Source organism: Acidovorax sp. NPDC077693 (assembly GCF_044542805.1).
Classification (GTDB): Bacteria; Pseudomonadota; Gammaproteobacteria; order Burkholderiales; family Burkholderiaceae_C; genus Acidovorax.
Genome location: NZ_JBITVD010000015.1, coordinates 12,902 through 29,043 on the forward strand (window position 1 = coordinate 12,902; position 16,142 = coordinate 29,043).

The 16,142-nt window shown below is 69.1% G+C and carries 13 protein-coding genes and 1 other RNA gene; 4 read left to right on the top strand and 10 right to left on the bottom strand.

Annotated features, from left to right (window positions below):
- Positions 1–50 precede the first annotated feature (50 nt).
- Both rnhA and ACIGHN_RS20420 read right to left on the bottom strand, forming a co-directional pair.
- Entirely contained in the window at positions 51–500 is a 450-nt protein-coding gene (gene rnhA, locus ACIGHN_RS20415) for a ribonuclease HI (protein WP_056413196.1), read from the bottom strand.
- The gene (locus ACIGHN_RS20420; protein ID WP_396505764.1) at positions 497–1,420 is read right to left on the bottom strand and encodes a class I SAM-dependent methyltransferase; all 924 of its coding nucleotides are present in this window, start codon (positions 1,418–1,420) and stop codon (positions 497–499) included. Before ACIGHN_RS20420 ends, rnhA begins: the two co-directional genes overlap by 4 nt.
- Here ACIGHN_RS20420 and gloB point away from each other — a divergent pair.
- Positions 1,419–2,195 carry a hydroxyacylglutathione hydrolase gene (gloB, locus tag ACIGHN_RS20425; protein ID WP_396505765.1) on the top strand — a complete coding sequence of 259 codons (777 nt, stop codon included), beginning with the start codon at positions 1,419–1,421 and terminating at the stop codon, positions 2,193–2,195. The two genes, ACIGHN_RS20420 and gloB, sit on opposite strands and share 2 nt — an antisense overlap.
- A complete protein-coding gene (locus ACIGHN_RS20430) occupies positions 2,192–3,742 on the top strand; it encodes a transglycosylase SLT domain-containing protein (RefSeq protein WP_396505766.1) in 1,551 nt (516 codons plus the stop codon). The genes gloB and ACIGHN_RS20430 overlap by 4 nt, the downstream gene beginning before the upstream one ends.
- A gap of 117 nt (positions 3,743–3,859) precedes the next feature.
- Here the strand turns inward: ACIGHN_RS20430 and ACIGHN_RS20435 are convergent, their stop codons facing one another.
- The 6 genes from ACIGHN_RS20435 to dnaX form a co-directional block, all read right to left on the bottom strand.
- On the bottom strand, positions 3,860–4,012 hold the full coding sequence (locus tag ACIGHN_RS20435; RefSeq protein ID WP_082485775.1) for a DUF3096 domain-containing protein: 153 nt from the start codon (positions 4,010–4,012) through the stop codon (positions 3,860–3,862).
- A gap of 188 nt (positions 4,013–4,200) precedes the next feature.
- Positions 4,201–5,253, bottom strand: coding sequence for an ABC transporter substrate-binding protein (locus tag ACIGHN_RS20440; RefSeq protein WP_396505767.1), 1,053 nt, complete (start codon positions 5,251–5,253; stop codon positions 4,201–4,203).
- 190 nt (positions 5,254–5,443) lie between these two features.
- The gene (locus ACIGHN_RS20445) at positions 5,444–5,869 is read right to left on the bottom strand and encodes an MAPEG family protein (RefSeq protein WP_056413492.1); all 426 of its coding nucleotides are present in this window, start codon (positions 5,867–5,869) and stop codon (positions 5,444–5,446) included.
- 104 nt (positions 5,870–5,973) lie between these two features.
- The gene (gene recR, locus ACIGHN_RS20450; RefSeq protein ID WP_396505768.1) at positions 5,974–6,564 is read right to left on the bottom strand and encodes a recombination mediator RecR; all 591 of its coding nucleotides are present in this window, start codon (positions 6,562–6,564) and stop codon (positions 5,974–5,976) included.
- A 294-nt stretch (positions 6,565–6,858) separates the two neighbouring features.
- Positions 6,859–7,191 (bottom strand): YbaB/EbfC family nucleoid-associated protein, encoded by a 333-nt coding sequence (locus ACIGHN_RS20455; RefSeq protein ID WP_396505769.1) that lies wholly within the window; start codon positions 7,189–7,191, stop codon positions 6,859–6,861.
- Positions 7,192–7,426: 235 nt separating this feature from the next.
- Complete coding sequence (dnaX, locus tag ACIGHN_RS20460; RefSeq protein WP_396505770.1) at positions 7,427–9,463, bottom strand: DNA polymerase III subunit gamma/tau; 2,037 nt, start codon at positions 9,461–9,463, stop codon at positions 7,427–7,429.
- A 199-nt stretch (positions 9,464–9,662) separates the two neighbouring features.
- Between dnaX and ffs the strand changes: the two genes are divergently transcribed.
- Together ffs and ACIGHN_RS20470 are read left to right on the top strand one after the other, a co-directional pair.
- Positions 9,663–9,759, top strand: an RNA gene (gene ffs, locus ACIGHN_RS20465) — signal recognition particle sRNA small type.
- A 316-nt stretch (positions 9,760–10,075) separates the two neighbouring features.
- Positions 10,076–10,873, top strand: coding sequence for a hypothetical protein (locus ACIGHN_RS20470; RefSeq protein WP_396505771.1), 798 nt, complete (start codon positions 10,076–10,078; stop codon positions 10,871–10,873).
- 135 nt (positions 10,874–11,008) lie between these two features.
- Here the strand turns inward: ACIGHN_RS20470 and ACIGHN_RS20475 are convergent, their stop codons facing one another.
- Positions 11,009–12,376 carry a TIGR03862 family flavoprotein gene (locus ACIGHN_RS20475; protein WP_396505772.1) on the bottom strand — a complete coding sequence of 456 codons (1,368 nt, stop codon included), beginning with the start codon at positions 12,374–12,376 and terminating at the stop codon, positions 11,009–11,011.
- Between the two features lie 56 nt (positions 12,377–12,432).
- Positions 12,433–16,116 (bottom strand): UvrD-helicase domain-containing protein, encoded by a 3,684-nt coding sequence (locus ACIGHN_RS20480; protein ID WP_396505773.1) that lies wholly within the window; start codon positions 16,114–16,116, stop codon positions 12,433–12,435.
- Between the last annotated feature and the right edge of the window lie 26 nt (positions 16,117–16,142).

Consider the following 16,142-nt stretch of genomic DNA (forward strand, 5'->3'; position numbering starts at 1 on the left):
TGTTGCTGGAATGCACACCGCGTGCCAGCTTCAATGCCCAAAGGCGCGCGTCAGCCCCTGCCGCGGGCCTGGTCCACGCCCTTGTTGGCCAGGGCATCGGCGCGTTCATTGCCGGGGTCGCCCGAGTGCCCCTTCACCCAGCGCCAGTCGATGCGGTGGCCGCCGGTGCTGACCAGCGCATCCAGGCGCTGCCACAGCTCCACGTTCTTGACGGGCTGCTTGGATGCGGTGCGCCAGCCCTTGGCCTTCCAGCCGTGGATCCACTCCGTGATGCCCTTGCGCACGTATTCGCTGTCCAGGAACAGCGTGACCGCGCAGGGCCGCTTGAGCGCCGTCAGCGCCTCGATCACCGCCATCAGCTCCATGCGGTTGTTGGTGGTGCCCAGCTCGCCACCGAACAGCTCCTTTTCGGTGTCGCCCGCGCGCAGCAGCACGCCCCATCCGCCGGGGCCGGGGTTGCCCTTGCAGGCGCCATCTGTGTATATCACTACCTGATTCAAACCGTATTCCTGTCTTTGTCGTGTTGCTTGAACGATGCCGGGCGCTTGCGGGCCACGGGCTGCGCTGCGGGTGCGGCCGGCGCCGTTGCCGTGTGGGCCCGGTTGGCAATGGGCACGGTGCCGGCGGACCGCTGGCGCTGCGTGCGCCAGGCGGGCTCCAGCAGCCGCATGCCGTGCACCCGCTTGACGGCCACCACGAAGTAAGCCGCCCCGAAGATGGGCCACCACTTCTCCCCCCAGGGGTCCATGAAGCCGAAGCGGTCCAGCCACTGGGTGCTGCGCACTGCAGGACGATAACAGCCAAACTGGGCCGACTCGACCTCGAAGCTGAGCAACCGCAGCCAGTCGCGCAGGCGGCGGTAGCCGATGAACTCGCCCACATCGGGCAGGTACAGGTGGCCCTTGCCCAGGCGCTGGTACAGCCGCGCCCGCCGCTGGCGCAGGCCCCACAGGCTGGCGGGGTTCAGGCCGCTGATGACCACCCGCCCCTCGGGCATCAGCACCCGCTCCACCTCGCGCAGCGTGGCGTGGGGGTCGATGCTCAGCTCCAGGGTGTGGGGCAGCACCAGCAGGTCGAGGCTGTTTTCTGCAAACGGCAGGGCCACGGACTCTGTCAGCAGGTCGATGGCGCGGCGCTCGGGCGGCACAGACCCTCCCGCAGACACCGCATCAGCATCAGCGGCGCCGGCCGAGGGGCCCGACATGGCGCCTGCCGCAAAACCTTCCTGCCCCAGCGCCAACCACTGGTGCGGCATGCGGTTCGCGCGCAGGCCGTCCAGCAGCGGCATGCCGAGCTGCAGGCTGTGGTAGCCGAAGATGTCGGCCACCGCGTCATCGAAGCGCGCCTGCTCCCACGCCAGCAGGTACCGGCCCGGCGGGGAGTCGAACCACCGGTGCAAACCTATAATTTGATCGCTCATGAACTTGCTGCCGCTGCCCGCCTTTACCGACAACTACATCTGGATGCTGCACGACGCGCACCAGGCCATCGTCGTCGACCCCGGGGATTGCGCGCCTGTGTTGCAGGCCCTGCAGCGCCTGGGCGTGCAGTTGCAGGCCATTCTAGTCACGCACCACCATGCCGATCATGTCGGCGGGGTCGATGCGCTGCGCGAGGCCACCGGCGCCGTGGTCTACGGCCCGGCCCGCGAGCGCATCCCCGAGCCGCTGGTGCGGCTGGCGCAGGGCGACACCGTGGATGCGCTGGGCCTGCACTTTGCGGTGATCGATGTGCCCGGCCACACGGCGGGCCACATCGCCTACTACTGCGCGGCGTTCGATGGGGCGCCGCTGCTGTTTTGCGGCGACACCTTGTTTTCGGGCGGATGCGGACGGCTGTTCGAGGGCACGCCGGCCCAGATGCTCGGCTCGCTCGACCAGCTCGCGGCGTTGCCCGGCGATACCCGCGTATGCTGCGCGCACGAATACACACTGTCCAACCTGAAATTTGCGCGCGCCGTGGAACCCGGCAACGCAGCATTGCTCCACTACACCACCCAGTGCGAAGCGCTGCGTGCCGGCCACCAGCCCACGCTGCCCTCGAACATGGCGCTGGAGCGAGACATCAACCCCTTCCTGCGCACACGGCAGCCTGGCGTGGCCCACGCGGCCCAGGCTTTCGATGCGCAGGTCCACCAAGACGACGCCGTAGCGGTACTGGCCGCGCTGCGCCAATGGAAGAACGAGTTCCGATGAAAATTTTGCACATTGCCTGCCTGGCAGCAGCCGTATGGCTCACCGGCTGCGCCACCACGGGCACCACGCAAGACCCCAACGCCACCACCGACGCCAAGGCCACCACCACCGCCAACACCCCGTCGGCCCGCGCCCCGCACACCCCCGTCATCCCCAACGGCCCGCTGCGCCCCATCACAGCAGCCCAGGCCGCCAGCGGCGAGGTCGCATCGCTCTCGGCCCCCGCCGACCTGTGGGACCGCATCCGCCGCGGCTTTGCGATGCCCGACCTGCAGCACGAACTGGTGCAGGACCGCGAGCAGTGGTACGCCACCCGGCCCGACTACATGCAGCGCATGACCGAGCGCTCGAGCAAGTACCTGTTCCACATTGTCGAAGAGCTGGAGCGCCGCGGCATGCCGACCGAACTGGCCCTGCTGCCGTACATCGAAAGCGCCTTCAACCCCCAGGCGGTGTCCAGCGCCAAGGCGGCCGGCATGTGGCAGTTCATGCCCGCCACCGGCAACTATTTCGACCTCAAGCAGAACGCATTCCGTGACGACCGCCGTGACGTGCTGGCCTCGACCCGCGCCGCGCTCGACTACCTGCAAAAGCTGTACGGCATGTTCGGCGACTGGCACCTGGCCCTGGCCGCCTACAACTGGGGCGAAGGCAGCGTGGGCCGCGCCATCGCGCGCAACCAGAAGCTAGGCCTGGGCACCAGCTACACCGACCTCAACATGCCGGCCGAGACCCGCATGTACGTGCCCAAGCTGCAGGCCGTGAAGAACATCGTGGCCCACCCCGAAGCCTTCCGCACCGAGCTGCCGCTCATCGAGAACCACCCGTACTTCCAGACCGTGGACATCACCCACGACATGGACGTGGCGCTCGTGGCGCAGCTGGCCGGCATCCGCGAAGAAGACTTCCGCGCGCTCAACCCCTCGTTCCACCGCCCGGTGATCCTTGCCGCGGGCACGCCGCAGATCCTGCTGCCCTGGGACAACGCCAAAGTCTTCCAGCGCAACCTCGAAGCGCGCCGCGAAGGCCAGTACGCCAGCTGGACCGTCTGGTCCGTACCGTCCAACATGACGGTGGCCGAGGCCGCCCAGCGTGCGGGCATGAGCGAAAACGACCTGCGCAGCCTGAACAGCATCCCGCCCCGCATGCTGATCAAGGCAGGCTCGGCGCTGATGGTGCCGCGCTCGGCGGCCATCCGCCAGGACGTGTCCTCCCACCTGGCCGACAACGGACAGCTGGCCTTTGCCCCTGAGGTGGTCACCCGCAAGACCACCGTGCGCGCCGGCAAGGGTGAAACGGTGGCCAGCATCGCACGCCGCTACAAGCTGGCGGCGTCCAGCGTGGCCGACTGGAACGACGTGCGCGCAAATGCGGCCTTCAAGCTCGGGCAGCAGGTGGTGGTGTATCTGCCCGTGCGGCAGGCGCAGGCCAGCGCACGCAGCAGCGGCAGCACGCGCGCTTCAGCGCACAGCAGTGGCGGCGGCAAGCGGTCGGTGTCGGCACCCTCGCGCAAGGGCGGCACGCCCTCGAAGGTCAAGCGCCGCTGAGCGGCATCGCCACAGCGAGACCGGCGCACAAAGCGGTTCACGCGCTGAAGGCGGCGCTGCGGAAAGCCACGGCAGCGCCGCCGCCGTCCTGCGCTATGCCCCCGTATGGGGCCGCGCTCAGAAGCGCAGGTTGTGCATGCCCAGCAGCCCCAGGATGCCCATGATGATGAGGTACAGCGCCACGATGGTGCTGAGCAGGCGGGGCATCACCAGAATCAGAATGCCGGCGATCAGGGAAACCAGGGGACCGATGCTGAGGCTGAACGTCATGGCGCAATCCTTGAGGAATAAGAGCGAAAGAAGGTGGGATGACACCGGTGCGGCGCTATGGGTTGCAGCACCGGAGAGCCCAGGACTGTAGTGCATCCGTTCGCTGATTTTTCCGTCGCAGGACGCGGTGCCAGGCGGCTGTAGGCATGGCCCGCCAGATGGTTTTGCGGCCCGCCTGGGCACGCCGTCTACACGTTGAATTTCTGGCGCGCCTTGCGCACGAAATCGTTGGTGTAGGTGCGTGACAGGTCGACCTTGAAATCCGCCATTTCGGGGTGGACGCGCGACAGCACGCGCAAGGCCGTGGCCGCCCCGTCGTCCGCCATGAGGCCGTTGGTGGAATAGGTTTCGCGCACCCGGCTGAAGGCCGCCAGATACAGCCCCCGGTCTCCCATGAGGTAGCCCTGCGGCACCGCCCGCACCAGGTCGGCCGGGCCCGCCGTCTGCAGCCACTTGAGCGCGTGCACGATGCCGTTGGCCAGGGCCTGCGCCTGGGGCGCATTCTTCTGGAGGAAGGCCTGCGGCGCATACAGGCAGCTGGCGGGCATGTTGCCGCCCAGCATCTCCTGCGCGGCCTTGAGCGAGCGCAGGTCGCCCGCGATGCGGGTGTCGGCCTTTTGCTCCAGCAAGGTCATGATCGGGTCGGCATGGCACAGGGCGTGCACCTGCCCGGAGCGCAGGGCATTGAGCGCCGCCGTGCCGGACCCCACGGCCACGAAAGACACGTCCTTGGGCGTGAGCCCCGCGCGGCCCAGCAGCAGGCTGGCGGCCAGGTGCGTGGACGAGCCCACCGACGACACGCCGATGCGCCGCCCCTGCAGGTCTCCCAGGTCCTTGAAAGCCGGCATCGACCGCTGCGACACGCCCAGGGCCAGTTGCGGTGCGCGCCCCTGCACCACGAGCGAGCGGTAGGCCTGGCCCCGCGCCTGCTGGCGCAGCGTGTGCTCGAACGCACCAGCGCAGACATCGGCTGCACCGTCCTGCACCGCCTGCACCGCCAGCGCACCGGCGGAAAAGTCCCGCACAGCCACGTCCAGGCCTTCCGCCCGGAAGTAGCCCAGCTGATCTGCCAGCGCCAAGGGCAGGTGGTACAGCACGCCCTGCCCGCCCACGGCGATGGTCACGCGGCCCAGCGGCGTGGCCTCCGCCTGCGCACGCACAGCCGCAGGTGCGAACACCGTGGCCGCCGAAACAGCGGACAGTGCACCGAAGGCGCGGCGGGTGAGCAAAGGACGGTTCATGGAATCAGCAAAAGGACGATTGTTGCACCGCAACAATCGTGCCGCAGAGTGGGCCATCCCGCATTAGGGGGATTCCCAGCGGGGTTTCTACGTAAGAACCTGCCCACCCCTGGGCCGCCTGCGGCGTGCTCCCTCTCTCGCTGCGCGGGAGGGGACTGCACGCAGCGCCTCTGGGGCCTACCGATCCAGGCTACCGATACCCCACGAAGAGAATCGCGATATTCACGATGAGGGCTGCAGCCCACACGGCGCTGCGCACGGTGGGCATGTCCGAGACATACATCAGGATGTAGAACACGCGCAGCATCACGTACAGGAAAGCCAGCATGTCGAGCAGCGTCTGCCCGGCACCCAGCAGGTGCGCGATGATCACCGCGCCGATGAAGAACGGCAGTGTCTCGAAGCTGTTGGCCTGCGCCGCGTTGGCACGGGCCCGCCAGTCGGTCTGGCGCGCCATCCAGGCGCGCGGGTCGTGGTTGTCGAAGCCGCCGTCCTTGCGCGGCTTGCCCCAGCTGCCGCTCTTGGCAAGCCATGAACAGGCCAGCGGCAGCAACGCCGCGATCAGCACGCACCAGTAGGCCACCGTAAACCGTGCGACATGCATGGTGGTATTCATCTTGTATGCCTTTTGGGCCGCTACCGCTTGGTACACAAGCGCTAGCAGCTATTAAATTGTGAGTATTCTACCGGTACGGCATGGGCCCGGCACAGCCGCTCTGCTCAGCGGCGGTCCGACAGCGCATGCGCGATGGTGCCCAGGTCCACATACTCCAGCTCGCTGCCCACGGGCACCCCGCGCGCAAGCCGCGTGACGTGCACGCCGCGGCCCTTGAGGGTCTCGCTGATCACATGCGCCGTGGCTTCGCCCTCGGCGTTGAAATTGGTGGCCAGGATCACCTCCTGTACGCCCTCTTCGGCGGCGCGCTGCAGCAGCTTGTGCAGGCCGATCTCCTTGGGTCCCACGCCATCGAGCGGGCTGAGCCGGCCCATGAGCACAAAGTACAGCCCCTTGAACGCGCCCGTGCGCTCCATCGCGGCCTGGTCCGCGGGCGTCTCCACCACACACAGCCGCGACGCATCGCGCGACGGGTCCAGGCAGGTACTGCAGACCTCCGCCTCGGTGAACGTATGGCAGCGCGCACAGTGGTGTACCGACCCCACGGCATGCTGCAGCGCCTGCGACAACACCTGCGCCCCCTCCCGGTCATGCTGCAGCAGATGGAAAGCCATGCGCTGCGCAGACTTGATCCCGACCCCCGGCAACCGGCGCAGCGCCTGGATCAAAACGTCGAGGGAATCGGTGGTGGACATGGGTTGGGATGAAATTCTGAAAAACTTGGAATGCGTGTGACGCCAAGGACGGCTTCGACAGGCTCAGCCCGAACGGTTGTGTGGAGAAGAGGCTTCACCCCACACAAGCCCGCCACCACAAACAAACAACAAAAAAGTCTCGCTAAAAAACCCGGTATTCACTCCCCGCCGTCACGGCGTAGCTAGCGGGATGAGCTGCCAGGCGGACGGAACGCAGGAACCGGAACGTACTTGAAGCACGTGAGGATTCCGAGCACCGCCCAACGACGCAGATCGCCCGCTCGGTAGCCATCCTCAGAACGGGAACTTCATGCCGGGCGGGAGGCCTGGCATGCCCTGCGTCAGCTTGCCCATCTTCTCCTGCGAAGTCTCTTCCGCCTTGCGCACGGCCGCGTTGAACGCTGCCGCCACCAGGTCTTCCAGCATGTCCTTGTCTTCGGCCAGCAGGCTGGGGTCGATGGTGATGCGCTTGACGTCGTGCTTGCAGGTCATCAGCACCTTCACCAGGCCGGCGCCGGACTCGCCCTCGACTTCGATGAACGCCAGCTCGTCCTGGGCCTTCTTCAGGTTGTCCTGCATCGCCTGGGCTTGCTTCATCAGGCCGGCGAGTTGTCCTTTGTTGAACATGGTGTGTTTCCTTTGCTTTCTTTCTGGTTGATCGATACCCCTGAAGGGGTCTGAATTCGGTATCTGAATTGCACAAACAACATTGTGCTTTGCAACGCCGCCAGCCTCAGTAACTGGCGCTCCAGAGGCCAGTGCACTCGTGGAACTGGCTCCGCCAGGCCACCGAGTGCGTCTCCCTCCCGCGCAGCGAGACAGTGGGAAGGCGCCGAAGGCGACTCAGGGGGAGCTTCATCCTCTACACCGGCTTGATGCTGCCCGGCACGATTTTCGCGCCGTAGTCGCGCACCAGCGACTGCACATAGGGGTCGTTCGCCACGATGTCCTCGGCGCGGCGCTGGCGCTCGGCCGCGGCAGCTGCATTGCGGCGGGCGGGGCTGTCGATGACCACGCCCACCTCCACGCTGATCTGGCTGGCGTGCCCGGCATTCTCCAGCGCGGCGCGCAGGCGCTCGCGGGCGGTGGCCTGGTTGAGCGACTCGCGCTCCACGCGCAGCAGCCAGTGGGCACCGTCGCGCGCCACCAGCTGGGACTGCAGGGCCAGTTCGCGCACCAGGGCACTGATGGCTTCTGCCGCCACCAGCTGCTGCACGGTGGTGTGCCACACGTCGCCCTCTTCGGTGGGTGTGTAGCGCGAGGACACGGGCACCGGGGCCGAATGCGGCGCAGGCTGCAGGCGCGCACCGGGCTCGGGCGCCACGCGCACCGGAATTGCTACGAATTCAGGAGCGCCTTGCGCTGATTCAGCTTGCGGCGGACGGGCCTGGCGATCAAAATTTTGGGCATCGCGCACGGGCAAGGCCATGGCCGTGCCGGAGGCTGCGGGCGCCACCGCGACTGCTGCGCCGCCCGCCTCTTCGTCGGAGCCTGGCCAGGGTGGCGGCTCGGACGACGCATCGTCATCCGACATCGCGGCAGCAGGCGCTGGCGGCACAACGCAAGGAGAAGGCGCGGCGACCACGGCGGCCGCAGCGGGAGGCTGCGCGGCCGATGGCTGGGGCGCGACGGCGGCGGTGTCTGGTGCCGCAGCAGGCACGGGCCGCACCACGGCCGGTGTGGCCTGCATCGCCGAAGCGGGTGCGCCCGCGGCGTGCGGTGCCGGCCCCGCAGAGGCCTGCGCCGGTGCGGGTTCAGCCCGCGTCAGAGTTTTTTTTTCAGCCGATTCGCCGCTGGGCTTGAAGGCCAGGAGGCGCAGCAGCACCATGGTCAACGCGGCGTATTCGTCCGGCGCCAGGCCCAGCTCGCCGCGCCCGTGCAGGCACAGGCTGTACAGCAGCTGGGTTTCGTCGGCGGGCATCAGGCCGGCCAGGCGGGCTGTCTCGACGGCTTCAGGGTCGTTGGCGTCCACGGCAGCGGCCATCTGCGGCACGGCCTGGAACACCGCCATGCGCTGCAGCACGGCGCTCATCTCTTCCAGGGTAGACGCGGCCGACAGGCCATTGAGGCGCAGCGTATCGGAGGTCTCCACCACCGCCCGGCCGTCGGCGTGCGCCAGCGCGTCGATGAGGCGGAACACGTACGAGCGGTCCACCGCGCCCAGCATCTGGCGCACGCCGGCCTCCTGCAACTGGCCGCTGCCGAAGGCGATGGCCTGGTCGGTGAGCGACAGCGCATCGCGCATGGAGCCACGCGCCGCACGCGCCAGCAGGCGCAGGGACTGCGGCTCGGCCGGCACGTTCTCCTGCGCCAGCACGCGGGTCAGGTGGTCCAGCACGGTCTCGGGCGCCATGGGCCGCAGGTTGAACTGCAGGCAGCGCGACAGCACGGTGACCGGCACCTTTTGCGGGTCGGTCGTGGCCAGCACGAACTTGAGGTATTCGGGCGGCTCTTCCAGCGTCTTGAGCATGGCGTTGAACGCCGTGTTCGTGAGCATGTGCACTTCGTCGATCATGAAGACCTTGAAGCGCCCCGCCACCGGCTTGTACACGGCCTGCTCCAGCAGGCTTTGCACCTCGTCCACGCCGCGGTTGGAGGCGGCGTCGAGCTCGGTGTAATCCACGAAGCGGCCGCTGTCGATGTCGGTACACGCCTGGCACACGCCGCAGGGCGTGGCGGTGATGCCGCCATGGCCATCCGTACCCTGGCAGTTGAGCGACTTGGCCAGGATGCGCGACACGGTGGTCTTGCCCACGCCCCGCGTGCCGGTGAACAGGTACGCATGGTGCAGCCGCTGCTGCGTGAGGGCGTTGGTCAACGCCTGCACCACGTGCTCCTGCCCCACCATTTCCGTGAAATTGCGGGGACGGTACTTGCGGGCGAGCACGAGATAGGACATTCGGTCGATTCTACGGGTTGAGCCGGCGGCTTTGCCGGTCCGGGGGCGATGGGATGCCGGGCCGTTCAGGATTGCGGCGGCGCCCCACGGGCCTAGAGTGCAGTGGCTCGCCCCCGGGCGCGTAGCGAAGCCTTGCGGCAGCCAAGGCCATGCACCGTGGACGGAAAGAGGCCGCCGCATCCAGCGTACAATCGTGGGTGACGGGCCTCCCCGCATGGTGAAGCGGCCAACCGGGTCAGGTGGGGAACCAAGCAGCCCTAACTGTGGAGTCAGTGCCGGGGGTAAGGCTCGTCAACTTCTTTTTTATCTTTGCGTGTGCTGCCATCTCGTGCTGCAGCCCATGCGCAAGGATCGCCAGTGCGCAGTACATGCCGCTCTGGCCGTACCCCCATCCACACCACCGCGCCCTCCATGGCTTGCGTATGCCGCTGGCGCCCCGCTGCCCGCTGCGCATAGCGGTGTCAGTGATTTCCCACGCCGTCTTGAGGCATTCGATGCTGAACCTGCACGGGCGATGACAGCACACTTTGTTGCATCGTTTCAGCCTTTCTTCTCATGGGTGCCGCCATGCCAAACCGCAACACAGCGCAGGTGTCTTCCACTCGCCGCCCGTTGGCGACAAAGCTGTTTCTGTTCCGCCCCACCCGTGCGTCGGCGCATGCCACGATGCGCAGTCCCCATACGCCCACCCAAGCGCCCGCCCCTGCGCCCCGAAGGCATGCCTCCCGCAAGGTGGCCGCCTGGGTCACCCCATGCCTGTCGGCCGCGCTGGCGCTGCCGGCGCTGGCCGTGGAGTCCTCAGGGTTCGGCGATGACGCCATGGCGTCGCTGCAAGAGCAGACACGCTCGGCCACCGCGGCGCCAGCGTATGAGGTCAACACCCTGGTCCTGCCCAATCTGGGTGATACCTCCTTCGGCAGCAACAACCCGTCGCAGCGCCCCGGCAGCGCCAGCGGCTTTGCCAACGCCACGCAGCACATCGACGTCACGCGCTGGCTCACGCCGGATGCGCCGCGCAGCGTGGGCTTCTCGCTGGGCCTCACATCGGCCGCGCCGTCGGCCCATTCGCTCGCCAATGCCGGCAACAGCCTCAACGGCGCCGCTGCAGCTCCCTCCAGCCTGGACCTGGGCGTGCGGTGGCGGTCGCGCCTGGCCAGCGGCCGTCACCTGGATGTATCGGCCTGGGCACAGACACCGCAACTGGCGCAGTCGCCCGATGCCATGGGCCTGATCTGGCAACAGCAGCAGCCGGTGTACGGCACGCGGGTGGAGATGCAGTGGGCTTCGTCTCGCACCCGCGGCCTGGTGCCGGAATTCGGCGCCATCGGGGTGCAGCTGCAGGGCGGCTCCCGCCTGGTGCTGCGGGCACGCAAGGGCGGGCCCATGCTGTACTACAGAGCTAAATTCTGACCCCCCTGAAGCTCTGACTCCCCCTGAGACGCTGCGCGTCTTCCCCCTGAGGGGGACGCGTCCAGTGGACCGGCGGAGCCGGATCCACGGTGGCGCGGGCGTTGGTGGAGCGCCAGTTGCGGACGGCAGTAATCTTTATGCGCCTTGCGCCAGCCAGCGCAGGGCGCCTTCGGCGGCCACGCGGCCGCTGGCCATGCTGGCGGTGAGCAGGTAGCCGCCAGTGGGGGCCTCCCAGTCGAGCATTTCGCCAGCGCAGAAGACGCCGGGCACGGCCGTGGCCATGAGGTGGGGGTCGAGCGCCTCGAAGGCCACGCCGCCGGCGGTGCTGATGGCTTCGTCCAGCGGGCGCGTGGCGACCACGGTGATGGGCAGGGCCTTGATGGCGTGGGCCAGGGCCACGGCGTCGTTCACGCCGTCCTTGCCCAGGTGTTCGTACAAGATGCCCGCCTTGATGCCGTCCAGCCCCAGGCGGCTCTTGAGGTGGCTGGACAGCGACCGCGATCCGCGCGGGTGGCGCACTTCGACCAGCACGCGCTCTGGGCTGTGGTCGGGCAGCAGGTCCAGGTGGAAGGTGGCGTGCCCCTGGGCCTGCACTTCGTCGCGCAGCAGGTGCGACACCGCATAGACCAGGCTGCCCTCCACGCCCGTGGCGGTGGCCACGAACTCGCCGCGGCGGCTGAAGGTGCGGCCCTGGCTGTCGGTGAAGTTCAGCTGCACGGTCTTGAAGGGCTGGCCCGCAAAGCGCTCGGCAAAGTGCGGCGTCCACCCCACCACCGGGGCGGGCGTGCGGCCCAGCAGCTCCTGCAGGAATTCGCGGCGGGTCTCGCCGGTGGGCGCGGCCGAGCGCATGACGTCGAAGCCGCAGTTGGACGGCCGCAGCGGCTCCACGGCCACGCCGCGCTCGGCGAGCAAGGGCACCCAGGCGCCGTCGGACCCCAGGCGCGCCCAACTGCCGCCGCCCAGGGCCAGCACCACGGCCCGCGCGCGCACCGTCGATTCAGCAGGCTCACCGCCCGCCGATGGGGCAGCAAAACGCAGCGCACCATCGCCTTTCCAGCCCAGCCAGCGGTGGCGCATGTGGAACTGCACGCCCTGCGCCCGCAGGCGCTGCAGCCAGGCCCGCAGCAGCGGGGCGGCCTTCATGTCGGCCGGAAACACGCGGCCCGAGGTGCCGACGAAAGTCTCCACCCCCAGGCTTTGCGCCCAGGCGCGCAGCGCGGGGCCGTCGAAGCCCTGCAGCAGCTGCGCGACCTGGGGCTGGCGCGCCCCATAGCGCGTAACAAAGGCGTCGTGCGGCTCCGAATGCGTGAGGTTGAGCCCGCCCTTGCCCGCCAGCAGGAACTTGCGGCCCACGGAGGGCATGGCGTCGAACAGATGCACGCCGACGCCGCCCTGCGCCAGCACCTCGGCGGCCATCAGCCCGGCGGGGCCGCCGCCGATCACGGCGACGTCGCAGTGCAGGTCAGCCACCGGGTCGGGCGAAGAAGGCGTGGTTGTTGTCATGAAGGAAACCTTGTGAAGGGGAGCGTGTGGCGGTAGCGGGTAGCGGCGTGACAGGTTCAGAACAGTGAACGCTGCGGCGAATCGGGGTCGGTGCCCGCAGGCGCAGCGGGCGTGGATGTGGGCGCGGGCGCTGCAGGCGGCGCAGCGGGGGCCGGAGTATGCCTGATGCCCTCGCCACTCCCCGCGGGGGCGGCCGGATGGCCTGGACCAGCGGGGGTTGACGGTGCCAACACTGGTGCTGGTGCTGGTGCTGGTGCTGGTGCTGGTGCTGGTGCTGGTGCTGGTGCTGGCGGTGGCGTTGCTGCCTGGGCCAGCCGGGCGGCTGGTGGTGCCTCCACTGCAGGCGCGGCAACCCTTGCAACCTCGGCATGGCCCTCCTGCACCATCACCATTCGCCCGTCGCCGGTGAGGAATGCGGCGCGCACGGGCTCGCCCGGCGTCTGGCGCTGCACCGCGTCGCGGTAGCGGCGCAGCTGGGCCATCAATGCGGGCTGGCGCTCGGGCTCGGCGGCGCTTTTGTAGTCGAGCACCCACCAGCCGGCACGCTCGGCCGGTTGCGTGCAGTGCACCAGGCGGTCCAGGCGCAGGCTCTGGCCGCCGTGGCGCAGCGGGGCCTCGTTGATGGCGGTGTCGACGGCCTCAGGGTCCCACGCCCATGCGCCCTCGCCCGCCAGAATGCGCTGGGCGGTCTGCGCGGCCACCCGGGCTGCGGCGGGGGCGATGTCGAAGTCCTGCGCCAGGCGGGCCACGCGCACGGCGGGCCAGCCGTGGGCACGCAGGTCGGCCAGCGGTGCACCGGCCACGCCCGCCTGCTCCAGCAGCTGGTGCATGGCCTCGCCCAGGCGCGATGCGGGGGTGGACGGTGTCGCCACGCCGTGCTCCAGGTCCACCGCACTGTTGGTGGGTGCATCTGCAGCAGCCACTGCGGGTCTGGCGGGGGGCATGCGCAGGTGCTCGGGCACGGTCGGCAGTTCGGCCAGCGTGAAGCGCGCGGGCGATGCGGCGCCCGGTGCAAGCTCTCCAGCGCCCTCCAGACCTTCGTGCGCACCGCCCGGAGGCACGCCGCCCGGGGCCATGTCCACATCCTCCATCAGGGGCGTGAGGCGGTTCCACCAGCTGCCCGGCGCCGACGCGCTGGGCTGCACCGACGAGATCGCCAGGCAGTGCTTGGCACGTGTCATGGCCACGTAGAGCATGTTCAGCTCTTCACGCTGGCGGGCCTGCTGCTCGGTGGCGAGCACGTCCACCGCACTGGGCGGCGGGCTCGATTCGCTGGCCAGAAAGACGAAGCCCGTGGGTGCCGTCTGCTCGCCCGGCCAGTCCACCAGCACGCCCATGGTCTCGGCCTTTTGCGAGCGCGTGTCGGTGTCCAGCAGCAGCACGCAGCGCGCCTCCAGGCCCTTGGCGCCGTGCACGGTCAGCAGGCGGATCGCCTGGGCATCGGCACGGCCCGGCGCGCGCACGCCGCCGCGCTTCATGGCCCGCACAAACGCATAGGGCGTGAGGTAGCGCCCGCCATCGTGCTGCAGCGCGGCCGACAGCAGCGCGCGCAGGTTGGCCTGCACCGCCAGGCGCTGGGTGGCAGGCGCTGCGGCGGCAAAGCGGGCCAGCACGTCGCCGTGCTGGTAGATGGCGTGCAGCGCGTCGTGCGGCGGCAGGCTGTCCACCCAGGCTTTGTATTGCATCAAAACAGGCCCTACCGCTTGATGGTCGGGCGCCAGCAGCTCTGTTTTTTGTAGCAAATCGAGCCAACTGGTGGCCGCATGCTCCGGCTGGCGGCGCAGCAGGGCCAGCGCCACCAGGGCGTCGTCAGGCAGGCTGAACAGCGGCGAGCGCAGCGCCCGCGCGAGCGACAGGTCGTGCCCGGTGGACACCAGCGCGTCCAGCAGCGCCACGATGTCCTGCACCTCGGGCGCGTCGAACAGGTCGGCTTTTTCGGGCTGCACGCACGGCAGGTGCAGCGCACGCAGGGCGTCCTGCATGGCGGCCAGGCGGTCGCGCTTGCGGGCCAGCACCAGCACTTCGTTCGGCGATGTTCCCTGCGCGATCTGGGCGGCCACCCAGGCGGCGGCCTGGGTGCATTCGCGCATGCGCTGGGTTTCTTCGGCCTCGTGGCGCGGCTCGGTCAGGCTGTCGCGCCAGGCCATGGGGTCGGTGCCGGGGCCATCGTCGGCATCCGCGGGCAGGATGGCCGGCAGGCGCAGCAAGGTGCCCGGGTCGGTCGACTCGGTGGTGTGGTCGCGAAAGCCCGTGGTCTCGTGCTGCGCCTGCGCCGTGCCCATCACGTGGTTGACGGCGGCGATCACGCCCGTGGCGTTGCGGCGGGTGTGGTCGCAGCTGAGCAGGTCGCCCGCCAGGCCGTTGCGCACAAAGGCCTGCGCCGCGATGAACACCTGCGGCTCGGCGCGGCGAAAGCGGTAGATGCTCTGCTTGGGGTCGCCCACGATGAACACGCTCGGGGCCGTGGCGCCGCCGCCCGAGCCCGCGTAGCCCGACAGCCACGCGTGCAGCGCCTGCCACTGCAGCGGGTTGGTGTCCTGGAATTCGTCGACCAGCAGGTGGCGCACGCGCGCGTCCAGCCGCTCCTGCACCCAGCCCGACAGGATGGGGTCGGACAGCATGACCAGCGCGGTGCGCTCCACGTCGTTCATGTCCACCCAGCCGTGCTGGTTCTTCACCGCGGCGAACTCCGCGATGAGCCGCCGCGCCAGGCGTGCCATGCGCTGCTGGTGCTGCCAGGCGGCGTGCTGGCGCCGTGCGACCAGCAGGCGCTGCAGTTCGGGCTCTGCCTCCTGCGCGGCCGGAAACTTCTCCAGGTTCTTGGACAGCCGGTCTTCCTTGGCCACGAACATTGCGCGGCGCAGCTGGTCGAGCCGCTGGTTCAGGTCAGCACACGCCAGCGCGTCGATGATGGCGTCGGCCGCTTTTTGCGGGGTCTTGTTGGCTTCGGCCCCCAGCGCCTTGGCGCGGGCCAGCCAGCGCTGGTGGCAGGCATCGCCCTGCAGCGCATCGGCCGGGTCGGCGCAGCCTGCGAGGTCGGGATACGCGGCCTGGAACGGCGGCACCGAGGCCTCCACCACGCCCACCGCATCGGCCAGGTCGAACTCCACCCGCTTGGACAGCGCGGCCGCCAGGGCCTTGTGCGTTTGCGAGCGGCCGTGCTGCGCCACCACGGCTTCGTAGTCGGCCCGCAGGCCGGGGCTGTCGGCCACGGCCTGCAAGAAGGGGCTCCAGACCTCGCGCACGGCTTCGGCGTCGTCCTCCAGCAGCTCGAAGTGGGCAGGCAGTCCCTGCGACTGCAGCAGCGCCAGCGGCGCCGTGCCCAGCAGCGCCGCGAACCAGCTGTGGAAGGTGCGGATCTGCACCGGCCGCCCGCTGGCCAGCATCTGGCGGTATAGATTTTGTAGCGCCTCGCGCTTGTCCAGTGCGCCTTCCGGGCTGATTCCGCGTGCGATCAGCTCGCGGGTCAGGTCGGGCAGCGGGACATGGGCAAAGGCTTCGAGCCACTCCTGCAGCCGCTGGCGCATCTCGCCCGCGGCCTTCTTGGTGAAGGTGATGGCCAGGATCTCGTGCGGCGCGCAGCCGTCGAGCAGCGCCCGCAGCATGCGGGACACCAGCATCCAGGTCTTGCCCGCGCCCGCGCAGGCTTCCACCGCCACGCTGCGCTGCGGGTCGCAGGCGATGGCGTAAAACGCCTCGCGCGAGACGGGCCGGCCGTTGTGTTCGTATGCGGCGTTCATTTAACGAGCCCCTTTGAAGAGGTTTT